Origin of the sequence: Brevundimonas sp. (genome assembly GCF_041648115.1) — a bacterium.
In the GTDB taxonomy this organism is placed as follows: Bacteria; Pseudomonadota; Alphaproteobacteria; order Caulobacterales; family Caulobacteraceae; genus Brevundimonas.
Genome location: NZ_JBAZPR010000008.1, coordinates 54,675 through 70,291 on the forward strand (window position 1 = coordinate 54,675; position 15,617 = coordinate 70,291).

Sequence of the window (15,617 nt, forward strand, 5' to 3'; positions counted from 1 at the left end):
TCCCGATCGTCTGACGCGCAATCCGCACCCGGCAACCTCCTCATCCGAGCGGCTTCGCCGCCCACCTTCTCCCCCGAGGGGAGAAGGGTCGGGTGTGCGCCCATGACCCTCCTCGCCCACCGCCCGCGCCTGTCCGGCCTCGCGATCTGGAACATGTGCGTCGGCTTCTTCGGCATCCAGATCGGCTTCGGTCTGCAGAACGCCAACACCAGCCGCATCTTCCAGACCCTGGGCGCCGAGGTGGATTCGCTGGCCATTCTGTGGATCGCCGCGCCGCTGACGGGTCTGCTGGTCCAACCGATCATCGGCCATTTCAGCGACAAGACCTGGACGCGGTTCGGGCGTCGTCGCCCCTATTTCTTGGTCGGCGCCATACTGACCACCCTGGCCCTGATCGCCATGCCCAACAGCCCCAGCCTGTGGTTCGCCGCGGCCATGCTGTGGATCATGGACGCCTCGATCAACATCACCATGGAGCCGTTCCGCGCCTTCGTCGGCGACAACCTGCCGGAGGAGCAGCGCACCGCCGGCTATGCGATGCAGAGCTTCTTCATCGGCGCCGGCGCGGTCTTCGCCTCGACCCTGCCGTGGCTGCTGTCCAACGTCTTCAACATCGCCTCGACGGCCGAGGCGGGCGTCGTGCCCCTGTCCGTCAAGATCGCCTTCTATGTCGGCGCCGCCAGCCTGTTCGCAGCCGTGCTGTGGACCGTGCTTTCGACCAAAGAATACAGCCCCGACCAGATCGCCGCCTTCGAACGCGCCAAGCAGAAGGCCCTGGGCGCCCCCGCCGACGACGGCCCCGAGGCGCCGGCCCGCAGCGTCCAGGGCTGGATGACTTCGGGCCTGGTCTGCGCCGTCCTGGGCGCGCTGGGCTTCGTGCTGATTTCAGTGCTGGATCTGGAAAAGGAGCTGCTGGTCCTGGCCGGCTTTTTCGCCGGTTTCGGACTGCTTCAGATCGCGATCGGCGTGATGCAGCGCCGCCGCATCACCAACGCCGCGACCGAAATCCTGAACGACATCTTCCGCATGCCCGAGACGATGCGTGGCCTGGCCATCGTCCAGTTCTTCAGCTGGTTCGCCCTGTTCGCCATGTGGATCTACACCACCGCCGCCGTGACCCGCGTCCATTACGGCACGACCGACACGACCTCGGCCGCCTACGCCACGGGCGCCGACTGGGTCGGGGTTCTGTTCGGCGTCTATAACGGCGTCGCGGCCCTGGCGGCCTTCACCCTGCCCATGCTGGCCAAGCGGATCGGGCGAAAGGCGACCCATGCCCTGATGCTGCTGCTGGGCGCGGCGGGCCTGTTCGGCGTCTTCGTCATCCGAGAGCCAGGCCTGCTGTGGCTGCCGATGATCGGCGTCGGCTTCGCCTGGGCCTCGATCGTCTCCATGCCCTACGCCATCCTTTCGGCGGCGGTGCCGGACCGGAAGATGGGCGTCTATATGGGCGTGTTCAACATCTTCATCGTCGTGCCGCAACTGCTTGCCGCCACCGTCCTGGGCCTGATCCTGAAGACCCTGTTCGACGGCCAGGCCATCTGGGCCCTGGTGTTGGGCGCCGTCTCCTTCGTGCTGGCTGCGGTCAGCGCGCTGTTCGTCCGCGAGTCCCGCTCGCTTCCCCCCACGCGCAATCCGTGAGGACCTCCATGCGTATGTCAAAGACCCTCTGCCTCGCCGGCGTCGCCAGCCTGGCCCTCGCCTCCGCCGCCTCGGCCCAAGCACAGTCCCAGTCGGTCGCCCCCGGCGCACCGGGCGCGCCGCCCGTCTGGTCCAGCGCCGCCAAGACCGGCGCGGGCGCGTCGTATGAAGCCTATGTCGATGGCCAATACCGCGACGGCGGCCCGACCGGCGCGGTGTCAAAGGTCTGGTTTTCCATCGCCGACGGCGTCCTGACCGAGACCATGTACGGCCTGATCCATGAGGCGCAGATCAAGGCCCTGCGTTTCGTCGGCGTGACCCACGACGGACTGGTCGTGGAGGGCGACGACACCACCAGCCGCACCGAATACCTGCATGTCGATGCTCAGGGTCGCCCGCTGTCGCCCGCCTATCGCGTCCTGACCCAGGACAAGAACGGTCGGTTCGAGATCGAGAAGCAGATCTTCAGCGATCCTGACCGCAACGCCCTGGTGCTGCGCGTCACCATCAAGGCGCTGAAGGGCGAGGTGACGCCCTATCTGATGCTGGAGCCGCACATCGCCAACACCGGGATCGATGACCGGGGTGCCGTAACGCGGGATGGTTTTCACGCGTGGGAAGGCAACACTCACCTGTTTCTCAAGCCCAGCGAGGCTTTCGAAAAGGCCAGCGTCGGCTTCGTCGGCGCCTCCGATGGTCTGACCGATCTGAAGGACGGCAAGCTGGACTGGACCTACGCCTCAACGGGCGATCAGGCCGGCAACACCATGATGACCGGCGCCCTGCCCCACATGCGTGAAAGCAGCCGGATCACGCGTGACTTCGTCATCGGTTTCGGCGCCAGCGAGGCCGAGGCTAGAGCGGCGGCGGATGGGTCGTTCGCGACCGGCCTCGACGAGGTGCTGGCTCGCTTCAACGGCGAGGGCGAGCGCATCGGCTGGGAGGACTATGTCGCCTCTCTGACCGAACTGCCGCGCATCGCCGAGCAGGCGACCGACGGCGGCAAGCTGGCATATGCCTCGGCCCTGATGCTGAAGGTGCAGGAAGACCGCACCCACGCCGGCGCCCTAATCGCGTCCCTATCCAATCCGTGGGGCGATACGGTGGACGCGTCCAAATCCTCGACCGGCTACAAGGCCGTCTGGCCGCGCGACTTCTATCAGGTGGCCATGGCCCTGGCGGCGCTGGGGGACAAGGAGACGCCGCTGGCGGCCTTCAACTACCTGCCTCAGGTCCAGGTCGGCCCGAACACGCCAGGCAACACCGGCGTCGGCGGCTGGTTCCTGCAGAAGACCCACGTCGATGGCGAACTGGAATGGGTCGCGGTCCAGCTGGACCAGACGGCCATGCCGATCATGCTGGGCTATCGTCTGTGGAAGATGGGTTGGCTGTCCGACGCCCAGATGACCGAGCACTACACCGCCATGCTGAAGCCCGCGGCCGACTTCCTGGTCGATGGCGGCAAGATCGGCCTGTTGTGGAACGATGCCGAGATCAAGCCGCCCTTCACCCAGCAGGAACGCTGGGAGGAGCAGCAGGGCTATTCGCCGTCCAGCACCGCCGCCGTGGTCGCCGGCCTGACGGTCGCGGCCGAAATGGCCCGCGCCTCGGGAGATGCGACGGGCGCGACGCGGTATCAGATCGCCGCCGACAGCTATGCGTCCAAGATCGAAGACCGGATGTTCACCACCAACGGCGACTTCGGCGACGGTCGCTACTTCATCCGCATCACCCAGAACGAGAACCCCAACGACAAGGCCCCGATCGGCGCCGCCAACGGCCAGATCGCGCCGGCTGAGGATCGCGTCGTGGACGGCGGCTTCCTGGAACTGGTCCGCTACGGCGTGCGCAAGGCCGACGATCCCCACATCTTGTCCACCCTGCCCGTCTATGACGACCAGTCGCTGGAGCCGCTGTATCGCGTTCGCTACGACTTCGGCCCCGAGGGCGACAAGACGCCGGGCTGGCGCCGTTACGGCGTCGACGGCTATGGCGAAGATCATCTGACGGGCGCCAACTACGGTGTCGGCGGCGAGATGAGCCCCGGTCAGCGCGGCCGGGTCTGGCCCTTCTTCACCGGCGAACGCGGCCACTATGAACTGGCCCGTGTCAGCGTGAACGGCGCCCCCTCGGCCGCCGATATCGCCGCCATCCGCCAGACCTATGTGCGCGGCATGGAGCGGTTCGCCAACGACGGCCTGATGCTGGCTGAACAGGTCTGGGACGGCGTCGGCGACCCGACCGTCAAGGCTTACGCCCTGGGTCAGAACACGGATTCGGCCACGCCCCTGGCCTGGACCCATGCGGAATATCTGAAACTGTTGCGGTCGCTGGCCGACGGCAAGGTCTGGGACAGCTACGACCCCGTCCACGACCGTTACGCCCGATAGACAAAAGGCCCCGGAGATCGCTCTCCGGGGCCTTTCTCTTTTAAGTCTGTCGCTGCATCAGAACGCGAGCTTGATGGCGCCCACGATCCGGTCTGCGGCGCCCGGCACGCCATCGACGTCGGTGTCGTAGTAGCGGACGTCGATGCCGACCTTGTCGGTCAGAGCATAGCCCACGCCGGCGTTCCAGGTGGTGTAGTCGTCGGTGACGTTCAGCCACTGCTTGCCGACGGCGCCCGAGACCGTCCACTTGTCGGCCGGGCTGAAGGCGGCGTTGACCTCGGCATAGGTCGCTTCGTCGTCGATGCCGAAGAAGTCGGGCGAGTAATAGACGGCGGCGCCGAAGGTGGCGGGCCCGACGGCGCGCGAAGCCGCAGCCTTGAACTCGGCGTAGCTATAGTCCGCGGCGTCCGGCTCTCCGACGTAGAGGTAGCCGATCACGCCGAAGTCCAACGCGAAGCCGCCGGCCTCGGTGCGATAGCCGCCGTACAGATCGACTTCCGCGTCGGTGTCGTCGCCGAAATCGACATTCGAGGCCCAGGCGCCGCCGTAGAAGCTGCCCGAGGTCAGATCGACCCCGCCCTGGATGGCGGGATCTTCGCCCGTCTGGCTGAAGCCGCGGAACACATAGTCGCTGACGACGCCGACGTTCCAGGCCACATCGACGGTGCTTTGAGCCGAGGCAGGCGCGGCGAGGCCGATCAGGCCCGTGGAGAGAGCGGCGGCGGCGGCCGCGCGGATCATGGTCTTCTTCATGGTTTATCCCCTTGTTTTGATTGTTTTATGCAGTCGGAAAGAAAGGGCGCGGATTGGGAGCTGCGCCCGATCCTCCATCAGTTTTCTAGTGCTTCGCCGTGAAGCGAGGTGTCCAGACCGGCGGCTTCCTCGGCCTCGCTCACGCGCAGGCCCGTGGTGAACTTGCAGATGAACAGAATGATCAGGGTGCCGACGGCGCTGTAGACGATGGTCCACAACAGGCCCAGCGCCTGGGCGCCGACGTTGGCGCCTTCCGACAGGCTGTTGATCGCGGTCGTGGCGAACACGCCGGTCAGCAGGGCGCCGATCAGACCGCCTGCACCGTGGATGCCGAAGGCGTCCAGGCTGTCGTCGTAGCGCAGCAGCTTCTTGATCCAAACCGACGAAGCGTAGCAGACCGGACCGGCAATCAGACCGATGATCACAGCGCCCTTGGGATCGACGAAGCCGGCCGCTGGCGTGATGGCGACCAGACCTGCCACGACGCCCGACAGCATGCCGACCAGCGAGACCTTCTTCTTCTCGATGAACTCGACCAGCTTCCACGTCAGGGCGCCGGCGGCGGCGGCCAGGATGGTGTTCAGCAGCGCCACGCCCATCAGGTCGTTGGCGGCGCCTGCCGAACCGGCGTTGAAACCGATCCAGCCGACCAGCAGCAAAGAGGCGCCGATCATGGTGAGAACCGGGTTATGCGCCAGGATCGGCTCGACGCCATAACCCTTACGGCGACCCAGGAAGATGGCGCAGACCAGACCCGCGACGCCCGAGTTGACGTGAACGACTGCGCCGCCCGCGAAGTCCAGCACGCCGGCCGAACCCAGGAAGCCGCCGCCCCACACCCAGTGACAGATGGGCGCATAGACCAGCAGCGACCACAGGGCGGTGAACAGCAAAAGCGCCGAATATTTCATACGCTCGGCGAAGGCGCCCGTCACCAGCGCAGGCGTGATGATGGCGAAGGTCATCTGGAAGGAGATGAACAGGAACTCGGGAATGCCCGGCAGCAGGGCGTTGGCGGTCTGGAGAGAGACGCCGTTCAGGAACAGCATGTCCAGGCTGCCGATATAGGGTTGAAGCCCCGCATTGGGATTGGCGCCGAAGGCCAGGCTGTATCCGGCGATGAACCACACCAGCGATACCACGGCGAAGACGCCGACGGACTGGGTGATGGTGGCGATCACGTTCTTCTTGCGAACCATGCCGCCGTAGAACAGCGCCAGACCGGGGAGGGTCATCAGCAGAACCAGGGCGGTCGAAGTGCCGAGCCATGAGGCCCCGGCGCTGTCCAGTTCAAGCGCGGCCTGATGGCCCAGCAAGGTCGGAGCGGCGTCCTGCGCATTGGCCGCGCCTGCGGCCATGAGACAGAGTGTTGGAAGAAGGAGCCCTGCGGCCCCCATAAGTCGGTTCGTTGTCCGCGACATGAGCTAGTACCCCCTATGCAATCTCGCAGTTGCGAAGGTTTTACTGCAATCGCGAAACACGCAAGGGGATTCACCGCAGTCGGTGCAACTTTCTTGCAACGGTCATGATTAAAAATGACGATGGCGCACGAACCGTGCGGTTCGCGCGCCCATCTGAATAAATCATGTCTTTAAGGCCAAGGTTTGAAGGCAGGATTTTCATCCGTCGCTCAGACCGATTTTAACCTTTTCGACCATCACGCCCAGTGCATCTGCACCCGATGCGCCGCCGCCCAGTGAATGGCGCGGATGGCGTCGATGACGGCCTCGGTCGCCGCCCGCGTGCCCAGCGCCCCGCCCAGATCGGCGGTCACGGCGCCGGCCGCCAGCACGGCGGCGACGGCGGCCTCGATCGAATCGGCCTCATCCTCCAGCTTCAGGCTGTGACGCAGCAACAGGGCCGCCGACAGGATGGTCCCGACCGGGTTGGCCAGATCCTGACCCGCGATGTCCGGCGCCGAACCGTGGATCGGCTCGAACAGCCCCGGCCCGCCCGCGCCCAGCGAGGCGGACGGCAGCAGGCCGATGGAGCCGCCCAGCACAGAGATCTCGTCCGACAGGATGTCGCCGAACATGTTCTCGGTCAGGATGACGTCGTATTCGCGCGGCTTCCTGATCAGGTGCATGGCCATGGAATCGACCAGCGCGTGTTCCAGCTCGATCTCGGGGAATTCCTCGGCATGGATGCGGGTCACCACCTCGCGCCACAGGCGGCTGGTCTCCATGACGTTGGCCTTGTCGACCGAGGTCACCTTGCCGCGACGCTGTTGGGCGGTCTGGAAGGCGGCGCGGGTGACGCGCTCGATTTCGGGCACGGTGTATTCGCACAGATCGGTGGCGCGGTCGGCGGTGCGGGTCTTCTCGCCGAAATAGACGCCGCCGGTCAGTTCGCGGAAGACGATCAGATCGACGCCCTCGACGATCTCCTTCTTCAGCGGCGAGCGATGCGCCAGCACAGGCGAGACTTGCAGCGGGCGCAGGTTGGCGAACAGGCCCATGGCCTTGCGGATCGCCAGCAGGCCTTCCTCGGGCCGACGCTTGCCGCCGTCCCATTTCGGACCGCCGACGGCGCCCAGCAGCACGGCGTCGGAGGCGACGCAGGCCGCACGCGTGGCCTCAGGCAGAGGCTCGCCGGTCTCGTCGATGGCGGCGCCGCCGATCAGGTGTTCGGAGAACTGGAAATCATGGCTGTAGAAGTCGCCGATGACGGCCAGCACCTCGCGCGCGGCGCGCGTCACCTCGGGTCCGACACCGTCGCCGGGCAGCAGGACGATGTTGTAGGTCTTGGGGGCGGCGTTGGTCATCAGACAGTCTCTCTCGATCGCTCGAACGCTTCGATCTCGGGCATGTTTGCTTGCAGCCAGCCCAGGGTGTCCACCCCGTCCAGCAGGCATTGGCGGGCGAAGGATTCGACCCCGAACGGCACGGGTTCGGCATTGCCGCGCTGAATCTGATTGGCCTGGAGGTCGATCGTAACCGGCTGATCCGGTTGCGACGCCAGATCGTCCCAGACGGCCTGGCTGACGACGATGGGCAGCAGGCCGTTTTTCAATGCGTTCGATGTAAAAATGTCAGCGATCTCGGTCGAGATCACGGCCTTGAACCCATAGTCCAGCAAGGCCCAGGGCGCGTGTTCGCGCGACGAACCGCAGGCGAAGTTCTTGCCCGCCAGCAAGATGCGATGCTCAGCTGGGTCGATCCGGTTCAGAATGGCCTCGGGCTTTTCCGAACCGTCATCTTCGTAACGCCAATCATAGAAGGCGGCCTTGCCCAGACCTTCGCGCGTCGTCGTGGTCAGGAAACGTGCGGGAATGATCTGGTCGGTGTCGATGTTGGCCTGGCTGAGCGTGACCGTTTTCGATGTCAGCACCTGGAACGGTTCAGACATTTTGCGCTCCTACTGTCTCGCGCGCGGCGCTCGACTGCTTGAGGGAGGCCGCCTCATTCAAATAGACGCGCGGATCGGTCAGCACACCGGCCACCGCCGTCGCCGCCGCCGTCGCCGGACTGGCCAGGATGGTGCGGGCGTCCTTGCCCTGGCGACCTTCGAAATTGCGGTTCGACGTGGATACGGCAAGCTGCCCCGGCGCGACGAAATCGCCGTTCATGGCGATGCACATCGAACAGCCGGGAATGCGCCATTCGGCCCCGGCGGCGATGAAGACCTGATCCAGCCCCTCGGCCTCGGCGTCGCGACGCACGGCCTCCGATCCCGGCACCACAAGCATGCGCAGACCCGGTTTCACCTTGCGGCCGCGCAGCACATCGGCGGCGGCGCGCAGGTCGGGCAGACGCCCGTTGGTGCAGGAGCCGATGAAGACCACATCGACCGGCTGGCTGGTCGTCGCCTCCCCGGCCGTGAAGCCCATATAGGCGATGGCCTTGCGGTCTGAGTCCGACTGCGGCTGGGGCACCGGCGACCCGATGGGGGCGCCCGCATCCGGCGTCGTGCCCCAAGTCGCCATCGGACGTATGGCGGCGCCATCGATGGTCACTTCCTTGTCGAAGACCGCGCCCGGATCGCTGGACAGTTTCAGCCACTCGGCCGTCGCCGCCTCATAGTTGGCGGGGACGTGCTTGCGACCGCGCAGCCAATCGATGGTCGTCTGGTCCGGCGCGATCATACCGGCCCGCGCGCCGGCTTCGATGGACATGTTGCACAGGGTCATCCGCCCTTCCATGTCCAGCGCGCGCACCACCTCGCCGGCATATTCGATGACATAGCCGGTGCCGCCGCCGAAGCCGATGGCGGCGATGACGGCCAGGGCGACGTCCTTGCCCGACACGCCCGGCTGTAACGCGCCCGTCACCGTCACCCGCATGGCCTTGGCCTTGCGCTGCAACAGGCATTGGGTCGCCAGCACATGGCCGACCTCGGACGTGCCAATGCCGAAGGCCAGGGCCCCGAAGGCGCCGTGGGTCGCCGTATGGCTGTCGCCGCAGACCACGGTCATGCCCGGCTGGGTCAGACCCAGTTCCGGCCCCATGACATGGACCACGCCGCGGTCGTCCGAATCCCAACCAGCCAGCGGCACGCCGTGGGCAGCGCAGTTGCGCTCCAGCGTGTGCACCTGGGCCTCGGCCTGGGCGGTGACATAGGGTTTCAGCCCGTTCAGCCCCGCCGGCAGGGTCGGGGTCGAATGGTCCAGGGTCGCATAGGTCCGGTCGGGGCGGCGCACCTTCAGACCCCGCGCCTCGATATCGCTGAAGGCCTGGGGGCTGGTGACCTCATGGACCAGGTGCAGGTCGATATACACCACCCCCGGCGTATCGGCCGTTTCCGTCCGCACGACATGGGCGTCCCAGACCTTGTCGAACAGGGTTTTGGGATCAGGCATACTGGGCCACGACCTCGGACACGCCATCGACACGGTCGATGATGGCGATCAGCTCCGCATCGTTGATCTCGCCGATCTGGTCCGCACGCGACTTGAAACCGACGACGACGGCGGCCAGACGTTCGCCCTCAATGGGACGGCCGATGGTCTCGGCCCGCTTGGCGATGGCGTGGCGGCCCGAGTGTTTGCCCAGCACGAACCAGCTGCCTTCGAAGCCCACATCCTGGGGCCGCATGATCTCATAGGTGCGACTGTCGGCCAGCATGCCGTGCTGATGGATGCCCGCCTCGTGGGCGAAGGCGTTGATGCCGACCACCGACTTGTTGCGGGCGATGACCGTCTCGGTGATCTCGCACAGAATCTTGGAGGCGCGCACCAGGTGGCGGCTGTCGGCGCCGGTCGTGACGCCATAGCGATCCTCGCGGACCTTCAGGGCCATGATGACTTCTTCGATGGAGGCGTTGCCGGCGCGTTCGCCGATGCCGTTGATCGCGCCCTCAACCTGACGGGCCCCGCCTTCGATAGCGGCCAGGGAGTTGGCGACCGCCATGCCCAAGTCGTCGTGGCAGTGGGCCGAGAAGATCACGTTCGGATGGCGCTTGTGGATGCGTGCAGCCAGGGCCGCGAAACGCTCGCGCACCTCTTGCGGCGTCGCATAGCCGACAGTGTCGGGCACGTTCAGCGTCCGGGCGCCGGCGTCAGCGGCGGCCTCCAGCACATCCGCCAGGAACTCCGGCTCGGTGCGGAAGGCGTCCTCGGCCGAGAACTCGACATCGTCGAACAGGCTGCGGGCGTATTCCACCGAACGCACGGCGGTCGACAGCACCTCGTTGGTGGACATTTTCAGCTTGGCGTTGCGGTGGATCGGGCTGGTGCCGATGAAGACATGGCAGCGGCGATGCGACTTGGGCGCCGGAGCCAGGGCGCGGAAGCTGGCGTCGATGTCCTTCTCGTTCGAGCGCGACAGGGAACAGAAGACCGGCCCCTCGATCTCGCCCGCCACGCGGCGGATGCAGTCCTCGTCGCCCGGCGAGGCGGCGGCGAAGCCGGCCTCGATGACGTCGACGCCCAGGTCGCGCAGGACATGGGCCATCTTCACCTTGGCCTGGGCGGACATGGAGAAGCCGGGCGCCTGCTCCCCGTCCCGCATCGTCGTGTCGAAGACGATGACGCGGTTGGGATCGGCCGCGATCTCCTCGGTGCGGGATATGCCCGATACTCGTACCTCTTCGGGGGTAATCATCACGCGGCCTCGGATTGAATAATGTCGGCGCCGATACGGCGAACGCCGAACAGCCGGTCGATCTGGCGACCCAGGTTGTCCATGCAGCGGCCGGCGTCGCGGCCGCGCACGGTCAGAGCGATCTTGCGGAACGTTCCTTCTTCGGCCATCGCCATGCCGTCGATGTGGAAGCCGCGGCGCTCCACCAGGCCGATGAGACGCTGAAGCGAACCGTCCGCACGGTCGATCTGGATGTGGATCGTGTCGCTCATCTCAGGAGCCCTCCATCATTTCAGCATTGCTCTTGCCCGGCGGAACCAGCGGCCAGACATTGTCTCGGGGATCGATGACCACATGGGCCAGGCAGGGGCCATCGGCGGCCAGCAGGCGCTGGATGCCGTCCGACACCTGATCACGGCGATCGATACGGAAGGCCTCGATGCCGAAGGCTTCGGCGACCTTCACGAAGTCCGGGTTGTCGGACAGGTCGATCTCGGAATAGTTCTCGGCGAAGAACAGCTCCTGCCACTGGCGCACCAGGCCCAGCGAGGAGTTGTCGATCAGCACGATCTTCAGCGGGATGCCGTAACGCTTCAGCGTCGCCAGCTCCTGGATGTTCATCATGAAGCCGCCGTCGCCGGCGATGGTCACGACCGTAGCAGACGGATCGGCCAGCTTGGCGCCGATGCCAGCGGGCAGACCGAAGCCCATGGCCCCCAGGCCGCCCGAGGTGATGTGGGCTTCGGGCCGCGAGAAGCGGCAGTGCATGGCCGCCCACATCTGATGCTGGCCCACGTCGCAGGCGGCGACAAAATCGTCGCCCGCCGCTTCCGAGATTTCCTTCAGCAGGGCCGGGGCATAGACCCCTTCGCCCGGCGCGTCATAGCGGTGCGCGCCGGCCTCGGTCGCCCGAGCGCAGTCGTCGGCCCAGGTCTGGATGTCCAGCGCTGCACCCGCACGCATCCGCGCCGTCAGGGCCTCGACCCCTTCAGGCAGTTCACCGACGACAGCGACATTGGCCGCCCGCAGCTTGCCGACTTCCGAGGCGTCGATGTCGAAATGGACGATGCGGGCGTTCGGAGCGAACTCGGCCAGCTTGCCCGTGGCGCGGTCGTCAAACCGGGCGCCGACGACGATCAGCAGATCGCTGTCCTGCACCGCGTTATTCGCAGCGCGCGTCCCGTGCATGCCCAGCATGCCCAGCATGCCCGGCGCGTCGGTCGGGATAGTGCCCAGGGCGTTCAGGGTCGAGACTTGGGGGATGCCGGTCGCGACGACGAAGGCGCGCAGTGCCTCTGTCGCGCCGCCGATCTTCACGCCCCCGCCGATATAGACCAGCGGCTTTTTGGAGGCACGGATCGCAGCCTCGGCGGCGGCGATGGCGTCGTGATCGACGCGCGGCGTCTCATTGGGGATGTGGAAGCCGTAGTCGTCGCTGGTCGTGGCGAACTGCACGTCCTTGGGCAGATCGACCAGGACCGGGCCAGGGCGACCCGACCGGGCGATATAAAAGGCTTCCTCGATCGCGGCCGGAACCTCGGCGGCCGAACGGACCAGGATCGAGTGTTTCACGATCGGCAGGGTGACGCCCAGGATGTCGATCTCCTGAAACGCGTCGGTGCCCATCAGACCTTGCGCGACATTGCCGGTGATGCAGACGATCGGCACCGAGTCCATCATCGCATTGGCGATGCCCGTGACCAGATTGGTGGCGCCCGGACCCGAGGTGGCGATGCACACGCCGACCCGACCACTCTTGCGCGCATAGGCGTCGGCGGAGAAGGCCGCGCCCTGCTCGTGGCGGACCAGGATGTGCTTCAGCTTCGACCCGGCCAAGGCGTCATAGACAGGCATGATGGCGCCGCCCGGATAACCGAACACCACCTCCACGCCCAGCCGCTCCAGGGTGGAGACCAGCAGGCGCGCCCCCGACTGGGGAGCGGCCTCGGCTGAGGTTTTGAAGGCGGCGGCGGTCATCAGGATCATCCGGTCTTTAATGCTGGGCTCAGGCCGCTTCGGACTTGGGCGTGTTCAGCCAGGCCATGCGCTCGCGCAGGCGGGCGCCGACCTGTTCGATCTGGCTTTCGCGGTCCGCCTTCAGCCAGGCTTCGTACTGCGGCTTGCCGGCCTCGTTCTCGGCGATCCAGTTGCGGGCGAAGGCGCCGCTCTGGATCTCTTCCAGAATGGTCTTCATGCGGGCCTTGGTCTCTTCGTTGACCACGCGCGGGCCGCTGGCGACGGCGCCGTATTTAGCGGTCTCCGAGATGAAGTGGTGCATCTTCGAGATGCCGCCCTCGTAGAACAGGTCCACGATCAGCTTCAGCTCGTGCAGGCATTCGAAATAGGCGATCTCGGGCTGGTAGCCGGCCTCGACCAGGGTGTTGAAGCCCTGAATTACCAGTTCCTTGGCCCCGCCGCACAGGACCGCCTGTTCGCCGAACAGATCGGTCTCGGTCTCTTCGCGGAAGGTGGTTTCCAGCAGGCCGCCGGTCGCACCGCCGTTGCCCTTGGCGTAACCCATCGCCCGGTCACGGGCCTTGCCGGTGACGTCCTTCTCGATGGCGAACAGGCTGGGCACGCCGCGACCGCGCTGGAACTCGCGACGGACCAGATCGCCCGGTCCCTTCGGCGCGACCAGGATCACGTCCATGTCGGCGCGCGGGGTGATCCGCTCGTAGATGATCGAGAAGCCGTGGGCGAACAGCAGGGCCGAGCCCTCCTTGGCGTTCGGCTCGATGATGTCGCGATAGACCTCGCCCTGGACCATGTCCGGGGTCAGGATGGCGATGATGTCGGCGCCCTTGACGGCTTCGGCCGGCTCGGCGGTCGCGACGCCGTCCTCGGTGGCGTGTTTCCAGCCCGTGCCGCCGTGACGAACGCCGGCGACCACGTCATGGCCGCTGTCCTTCAGGTTCTGGGCGTGGGCGCGACCTTGCGAGCCATAGCCGATGATGGCGATGCGCTGGCCGGCGATGGCGCCGGGGCGGATGTCGTCGTTGGTGTAGATGGTGATGGCCATGGGTCAGGCGTCCTGAGCAGCAGTTGTCTTGTGAGACGCCGGAACTTGAGCCGGCGGGGGGTTGGGGATGGTGACGGCGCCCTGGGCCGCAGAGGAGACCGAGGCGCGGTATTTGGCGAAGACACCTCGCGCCGGGCGGACTACGTGGGGCGTAAAGCCCGCCCGGCGCGTCGCCAGATCGACATTGACGTCGATGCGGCGGTTGGTGACGTCGATGGTGATGCGGTCACCATCGCGAATGAGTGCGATCGGGCCGCCGACGGCGGCTTCCGGCGAAACGTGTCCGGCGACGAAGCCGTAGCTGGCGCCCGAGAAACGGCCGTCTGTCAGCAGGGCGACGTTGTCGATCTTGCGGCCCTTCAGGGCGGCGGTGACCTGCAGCATCTCGCGCATGCCCGGACCGCCCTTGGGCCCTTCGTAGCGGATGATGATGACATCGCCCTCGCCGACCGAACCGTCCTGAACGGCGTGGAAGGCGTCTTCCTCGCTGTCGAAGACGCAGGCCGGGCCTTCGAACGTATCGACCTTGTGGCCCGTCAGCTTGATGACCGCGCCTTCCGGGGCCACATCGCCATAGATGACGGCGTAGCTGCCGCGCGCCATGACGGGGGCGTCGAAGCTGGTCACGACCACCTGGCCCGGCGTCTCTTCGGCTTCGGCCGCCTCGGCGAACAGGCTGCGGCCGGTGACGGTCGGGGTGTTCACGATCTTGCCCGCCTCGGCCATCCGTTGCGTGACCAAACGGGTGCCGCCGGCGGCGAACAGGTGCGAGGCCAGGAACCGGCCGCCCGGCTTCAGGTCGCAGATGACCGGCGCCTCGACGCAGGCCTGGTGGCAGTCCTCGACGCCGAAATCGACGCCGGCTTCCGCCGCGATGGCCGTCAGGTGCATGACCGCATTGGTCGATCCGCCCGAGGCCGAAACGGCGACGGCGGCGTTCTTCAGGCTGGCGCGGGTGATGTATTTGCGGGCCGTGTCACCGGAGAAGACGCGCTCGACGATGATCCGGCCACAGCGCTCGCCCTCGGCCGCCTTGTTCGGATCGACGGCGGGCACGTCGTTGGCGCCCATCGGCGAGATGCCCATGACGGACAGGGCCATCGCCATGGTGTTGGCGGTGAACTGACCACCGCAGGCGCCGGCGCCGGGGCAGACGGCCTGTTCGACCGCTTTCAGGCCCGCGTCGTCCAGGGCGCCGGCCGAATGGGCGCCGATGGCCTCGAACACCTCCTGGACCGAGACCTCCTTGGTCCCGATCACGCCGGGCATGATGGTGCCGCCGTAATAGACCAGGCCGGGGATATCCATCCGCGCCAGGGCCATGGCCGCCGCCGGGATGGTCTTGTCGCAGCCGACGATGCAGACCACGCCGTCCAACTGGTGGCCTTCGATGGCCAGTTCGATGCTGTCGGCGACGACCTCGCGGCTGATCAGCGAGGCCTTCATGCCCGCCGTGCCCATCGAGATGCCGTCGGTGACGACGATGGTGTTGAAATCAACCGGATAGCCGCCCGCCGCGACGATGCCGGCGCGCACGTCCTTGGCCAGGCGGTCCAGGTGCATGTTGCACGGCGTGACCGTCGACCAGGTGTTAACGATGCCGATCATCGGCTTGTCGAAGTCGGCGTCCTGCATGCCCGCAGCGCGCAGGTACGAACGGGCCGCGGCCCGGTTCGGGCCAGCCGTCACCGCCGCGCTGCGCGCGTTGGGCTTTCTGGGCTCGGAGGTAGAATCTTGCGTCATCGGTCCGGTTCTTTTGGAACCGCCAAGCACAAAAAACCCCGCTTCCTTTCG

General features: G+C 66.4%; 12 protein-coding genes. 2 read left to right on the forward strand and 10 right to left on the reverse strand.

What is annotated here, in order from left to right; genetic code table 11:
- Positions 1-102: 102 nt before the first annotated feature.
- Together WC597_RS08725 and WC597_RS08730 are read left to right on the forward strand one after the other, a co-directional pair.
- The gene (locus tag WC597_RS08725; protein ID WP_372692964.1) at positions 103-1,641 is read left to right on the forward strand and encodes an MFS transporter; all 1,539 of its coding nucleotides are present in this window, start codon (positions 103-105) and stop codon (positions 1,639-1,641) included.
- A gap of 8 nt (positions 1,642-1,649) precedes the next feature.
- On the forward strand, positions 1,650-4,031 hold the full coding sequence (locus tag WC597_RS08730; RefSeq protein WP_372692965.1) for a glucan 1,4-alpha-glucosidase: 2,382 nt from the start codon (positions 1,650-1,652) through the stop codon (positions 4,029-4,031).
- A gap of 57 nt (positions 4,032-4,088) precedes the next feature.
- On the opposite strand, the gene WC597_RS08735 is transcribed toward WC597_RS08730, so the two are convergent.
- From WC597_RS08735 to WC597_RS08780, 10 genes are all read right to left on the reverse strand, one after another.
- The gene (locus tag WC597_RS08735) at positions 4,089-4,784 is read right to left on the reverse strand and encodes a TorF family putative porin (RefSeq protein ID WP_372692966.1); all 696 of its coding nucleotides are present in this window, start codon (positions 4,782-4,784) and stop codon (positions 4,089-4,091) included.
- Positions 4,785-4,861: 77 nt separating this feature from the next.
- Positions 4,862-6,205: an ammonium transporter gene (locus tag WC597_RS08740; protein WP_372692967.1), complete on the reverse strand. Its 1,344-nt coding sequence runs from the start codon at positions 6,203-6,205 to the stop codon at positions 4,862-4,864.
- 236 nt (positions 6,206-6,441) lie between these two features.
- Positions 6,442-7,548 carry a 3-isopropylmalate dehydrogenase gene (gene leuB / locus WC597_RS08745; protein WP_372692968.1) on the reverse strand — a complete coding sequence of 369 codons (1,107 nt, stop codon included), beginning with the start codon at positions 7,546-7,548 and terminating at the stop codon, positions 6,442-6,444.
- On the reverse strand, positions 7,548-8,132 hold the full coding sequence (gene leuD / locus WC597_RS08750) for a 3-isopropylmalate dehydratase small subunit (RefSeq protein ID WP_372692969.1): 585 nt from the start codon (positions 8,130-8,132) through the stop codon (positions 7,548-7,550). The genes leuB and leuD overlap by 1 nt, the downstream gene beginning before the upstream one ends.
- On the reverse strand, positions 8,125-9,582 hold the full coding sequence (gene leuC / locus WC597_RS08755; RefSeq protein WP_372692970.1) for a 3-isopropylmalate dehydratase large subunit: 1,458 nt from the start codon (positions 9,580-9,582) through the stop codon (positions 8,125-8,127). Before leuC ends, leuD begins: the two co-directional genes overlap by 8 nt.
- Positions 9,575-10,792: a 2-isopropylmalate synthase gene (locus tag WC597_RS08760; RefSeq protein ID WP_372693081.1), complete on the reverse strand. Its 1,218-nt coding sequence runs from the start codon at positions 10,790-10,792 to the stop codon at positions 9,575-9,577. The genes leuC and WC597_RS08760 overlap by 8 nt, the downstream gene beginning before the upstream one ends.
- A gap of 32 nt (positions 10,793-10,824) precedes the next feature.
- A complete protein-coding gene (locus WC597_RS08765) occupies positions 10,825-11,076 on the reverse strand; it encodes an ACT domain-containing protein (RefSeq protein ID WP_372692971.1) in 252 nt (83 codons plus the stop codon).
- A gap of 1 nt (position 11,077) precedes the next feature.
- The gene (ilvG, locus tag WC597_RS08770) at positions 11,078-12,790 is read right to left on the reverse strand and encodes an acetolactate synthase 2 catalytic subunit (RefSeq protein ID WP_372692972.1); all 1,713 of its coding nucleotides are present in this window, start codon (positions 12,788-12,790) and stop codon (positions 11,078-11,080) included.
- 19 nt (positions 12,791-12,809) lie between these two features.
- The gene (gene ilvC, locus WC597_RS08775) at positions 12,810-13,823 is read right to left on the reverse strand and encodes a ketol-acid reductoisomerase (RefSeq protein WP_372692973.1); all 1,014 of its coding nucleotides are present in this window, start codon (positions 13,821-13,823) and stop codon (positions 12,810-12,812) included.
- Positions 13,824-13,826: 3 nt separating this feature from the next.
- A complete protein-coding gene (locus WC597_RS08780; RefSeq protein ID WP_372692974.1) occupies positions 13,827-15,566 on the reverse strand; it encodes a dihydroxy-acid dehydratase in 1,740 nt (579 codons plus the stop codon).
- Between the last annotated feature and the right edge of the window lie 51 nt (positions 15,567-15,617).

Bases quoted from the DNA above. Each gene is read 5' to 3' on its own strand.
- leuC (WP_372692970.1), bottom strand. From the start codon at position 9,582: ATGCCTGATCCCAAAACCCTGTTCGACAAGGTCTGGGACGCCCATGTC.
- WC597_RS08735 (WP_372692966.1), bottom strand. From the start codon at position 4,784: ATGAAGAAGACCATGATCCGCGCGGCCGCCGCCGCCGCTCTCTCCACG.
- leuB (WP_372692968.1), bottom strand. From the start codon at position 7,548: ATGACCAACGCCGCCCCCAAGACCTACAACATCGTCCTGCTGCCCGGC.
- WC597_RS08725 (WP_372692964.1), top strand. From the start codon at position 103: ATGACCCTCCTCGCCCACCGCCCGCGCCTGTCCGGCCTCGCGATCTGG.
- ilvG (WP_372692972.1), bottom strand. From the start codon at position 12,790: ATGATCCTGATGACCGCCGCCGCCTTCAAAACCTCAGCCGAGGCCGCT.
- WC597_RS08740 (WP_372692967.1), bottom strand. From the start codon at position 6,205: ATGTCGCGGACAACGAACCGACTTATGGGGGCCGCAGGGCTCCTTCTT.
- WC597_RS08765 (WP_372692971.1), bottom strand. From the start codon at position 11,076: ATGAGCGACACGATCCACATCCAGATCGACCGTGCGGACGGTTCGCTT.
- WC597_RS08780 (WP_372692974.1), bottom strand. From the start codon at position 15,566: ATGACGCAAGATTCTACCTCCGAGCCCAGAAAGCCCAACGCGCGCAGC.
- ilvC (WP_372692973.1), bottom strand. From the start codon at position 13,823: ATGGCCATCACCATCTACACCAACGACGACATCCGCCCCGGCGCCATC.
- WC597_RS08730 (WP_372692965.1), top strand. From the start codon at position 1,650: ATGCGTATGTCAAAGACCCTCTGCCTCGCCGGCGTCGCCAGCCTGGCC.
- leuD (WP_372692969.1), bottom strand. From the start codon at position 8,132: ATGTCTGAACCGTTCCAGGTGCTGACATCGAAAACGGTCACGCTCAGC.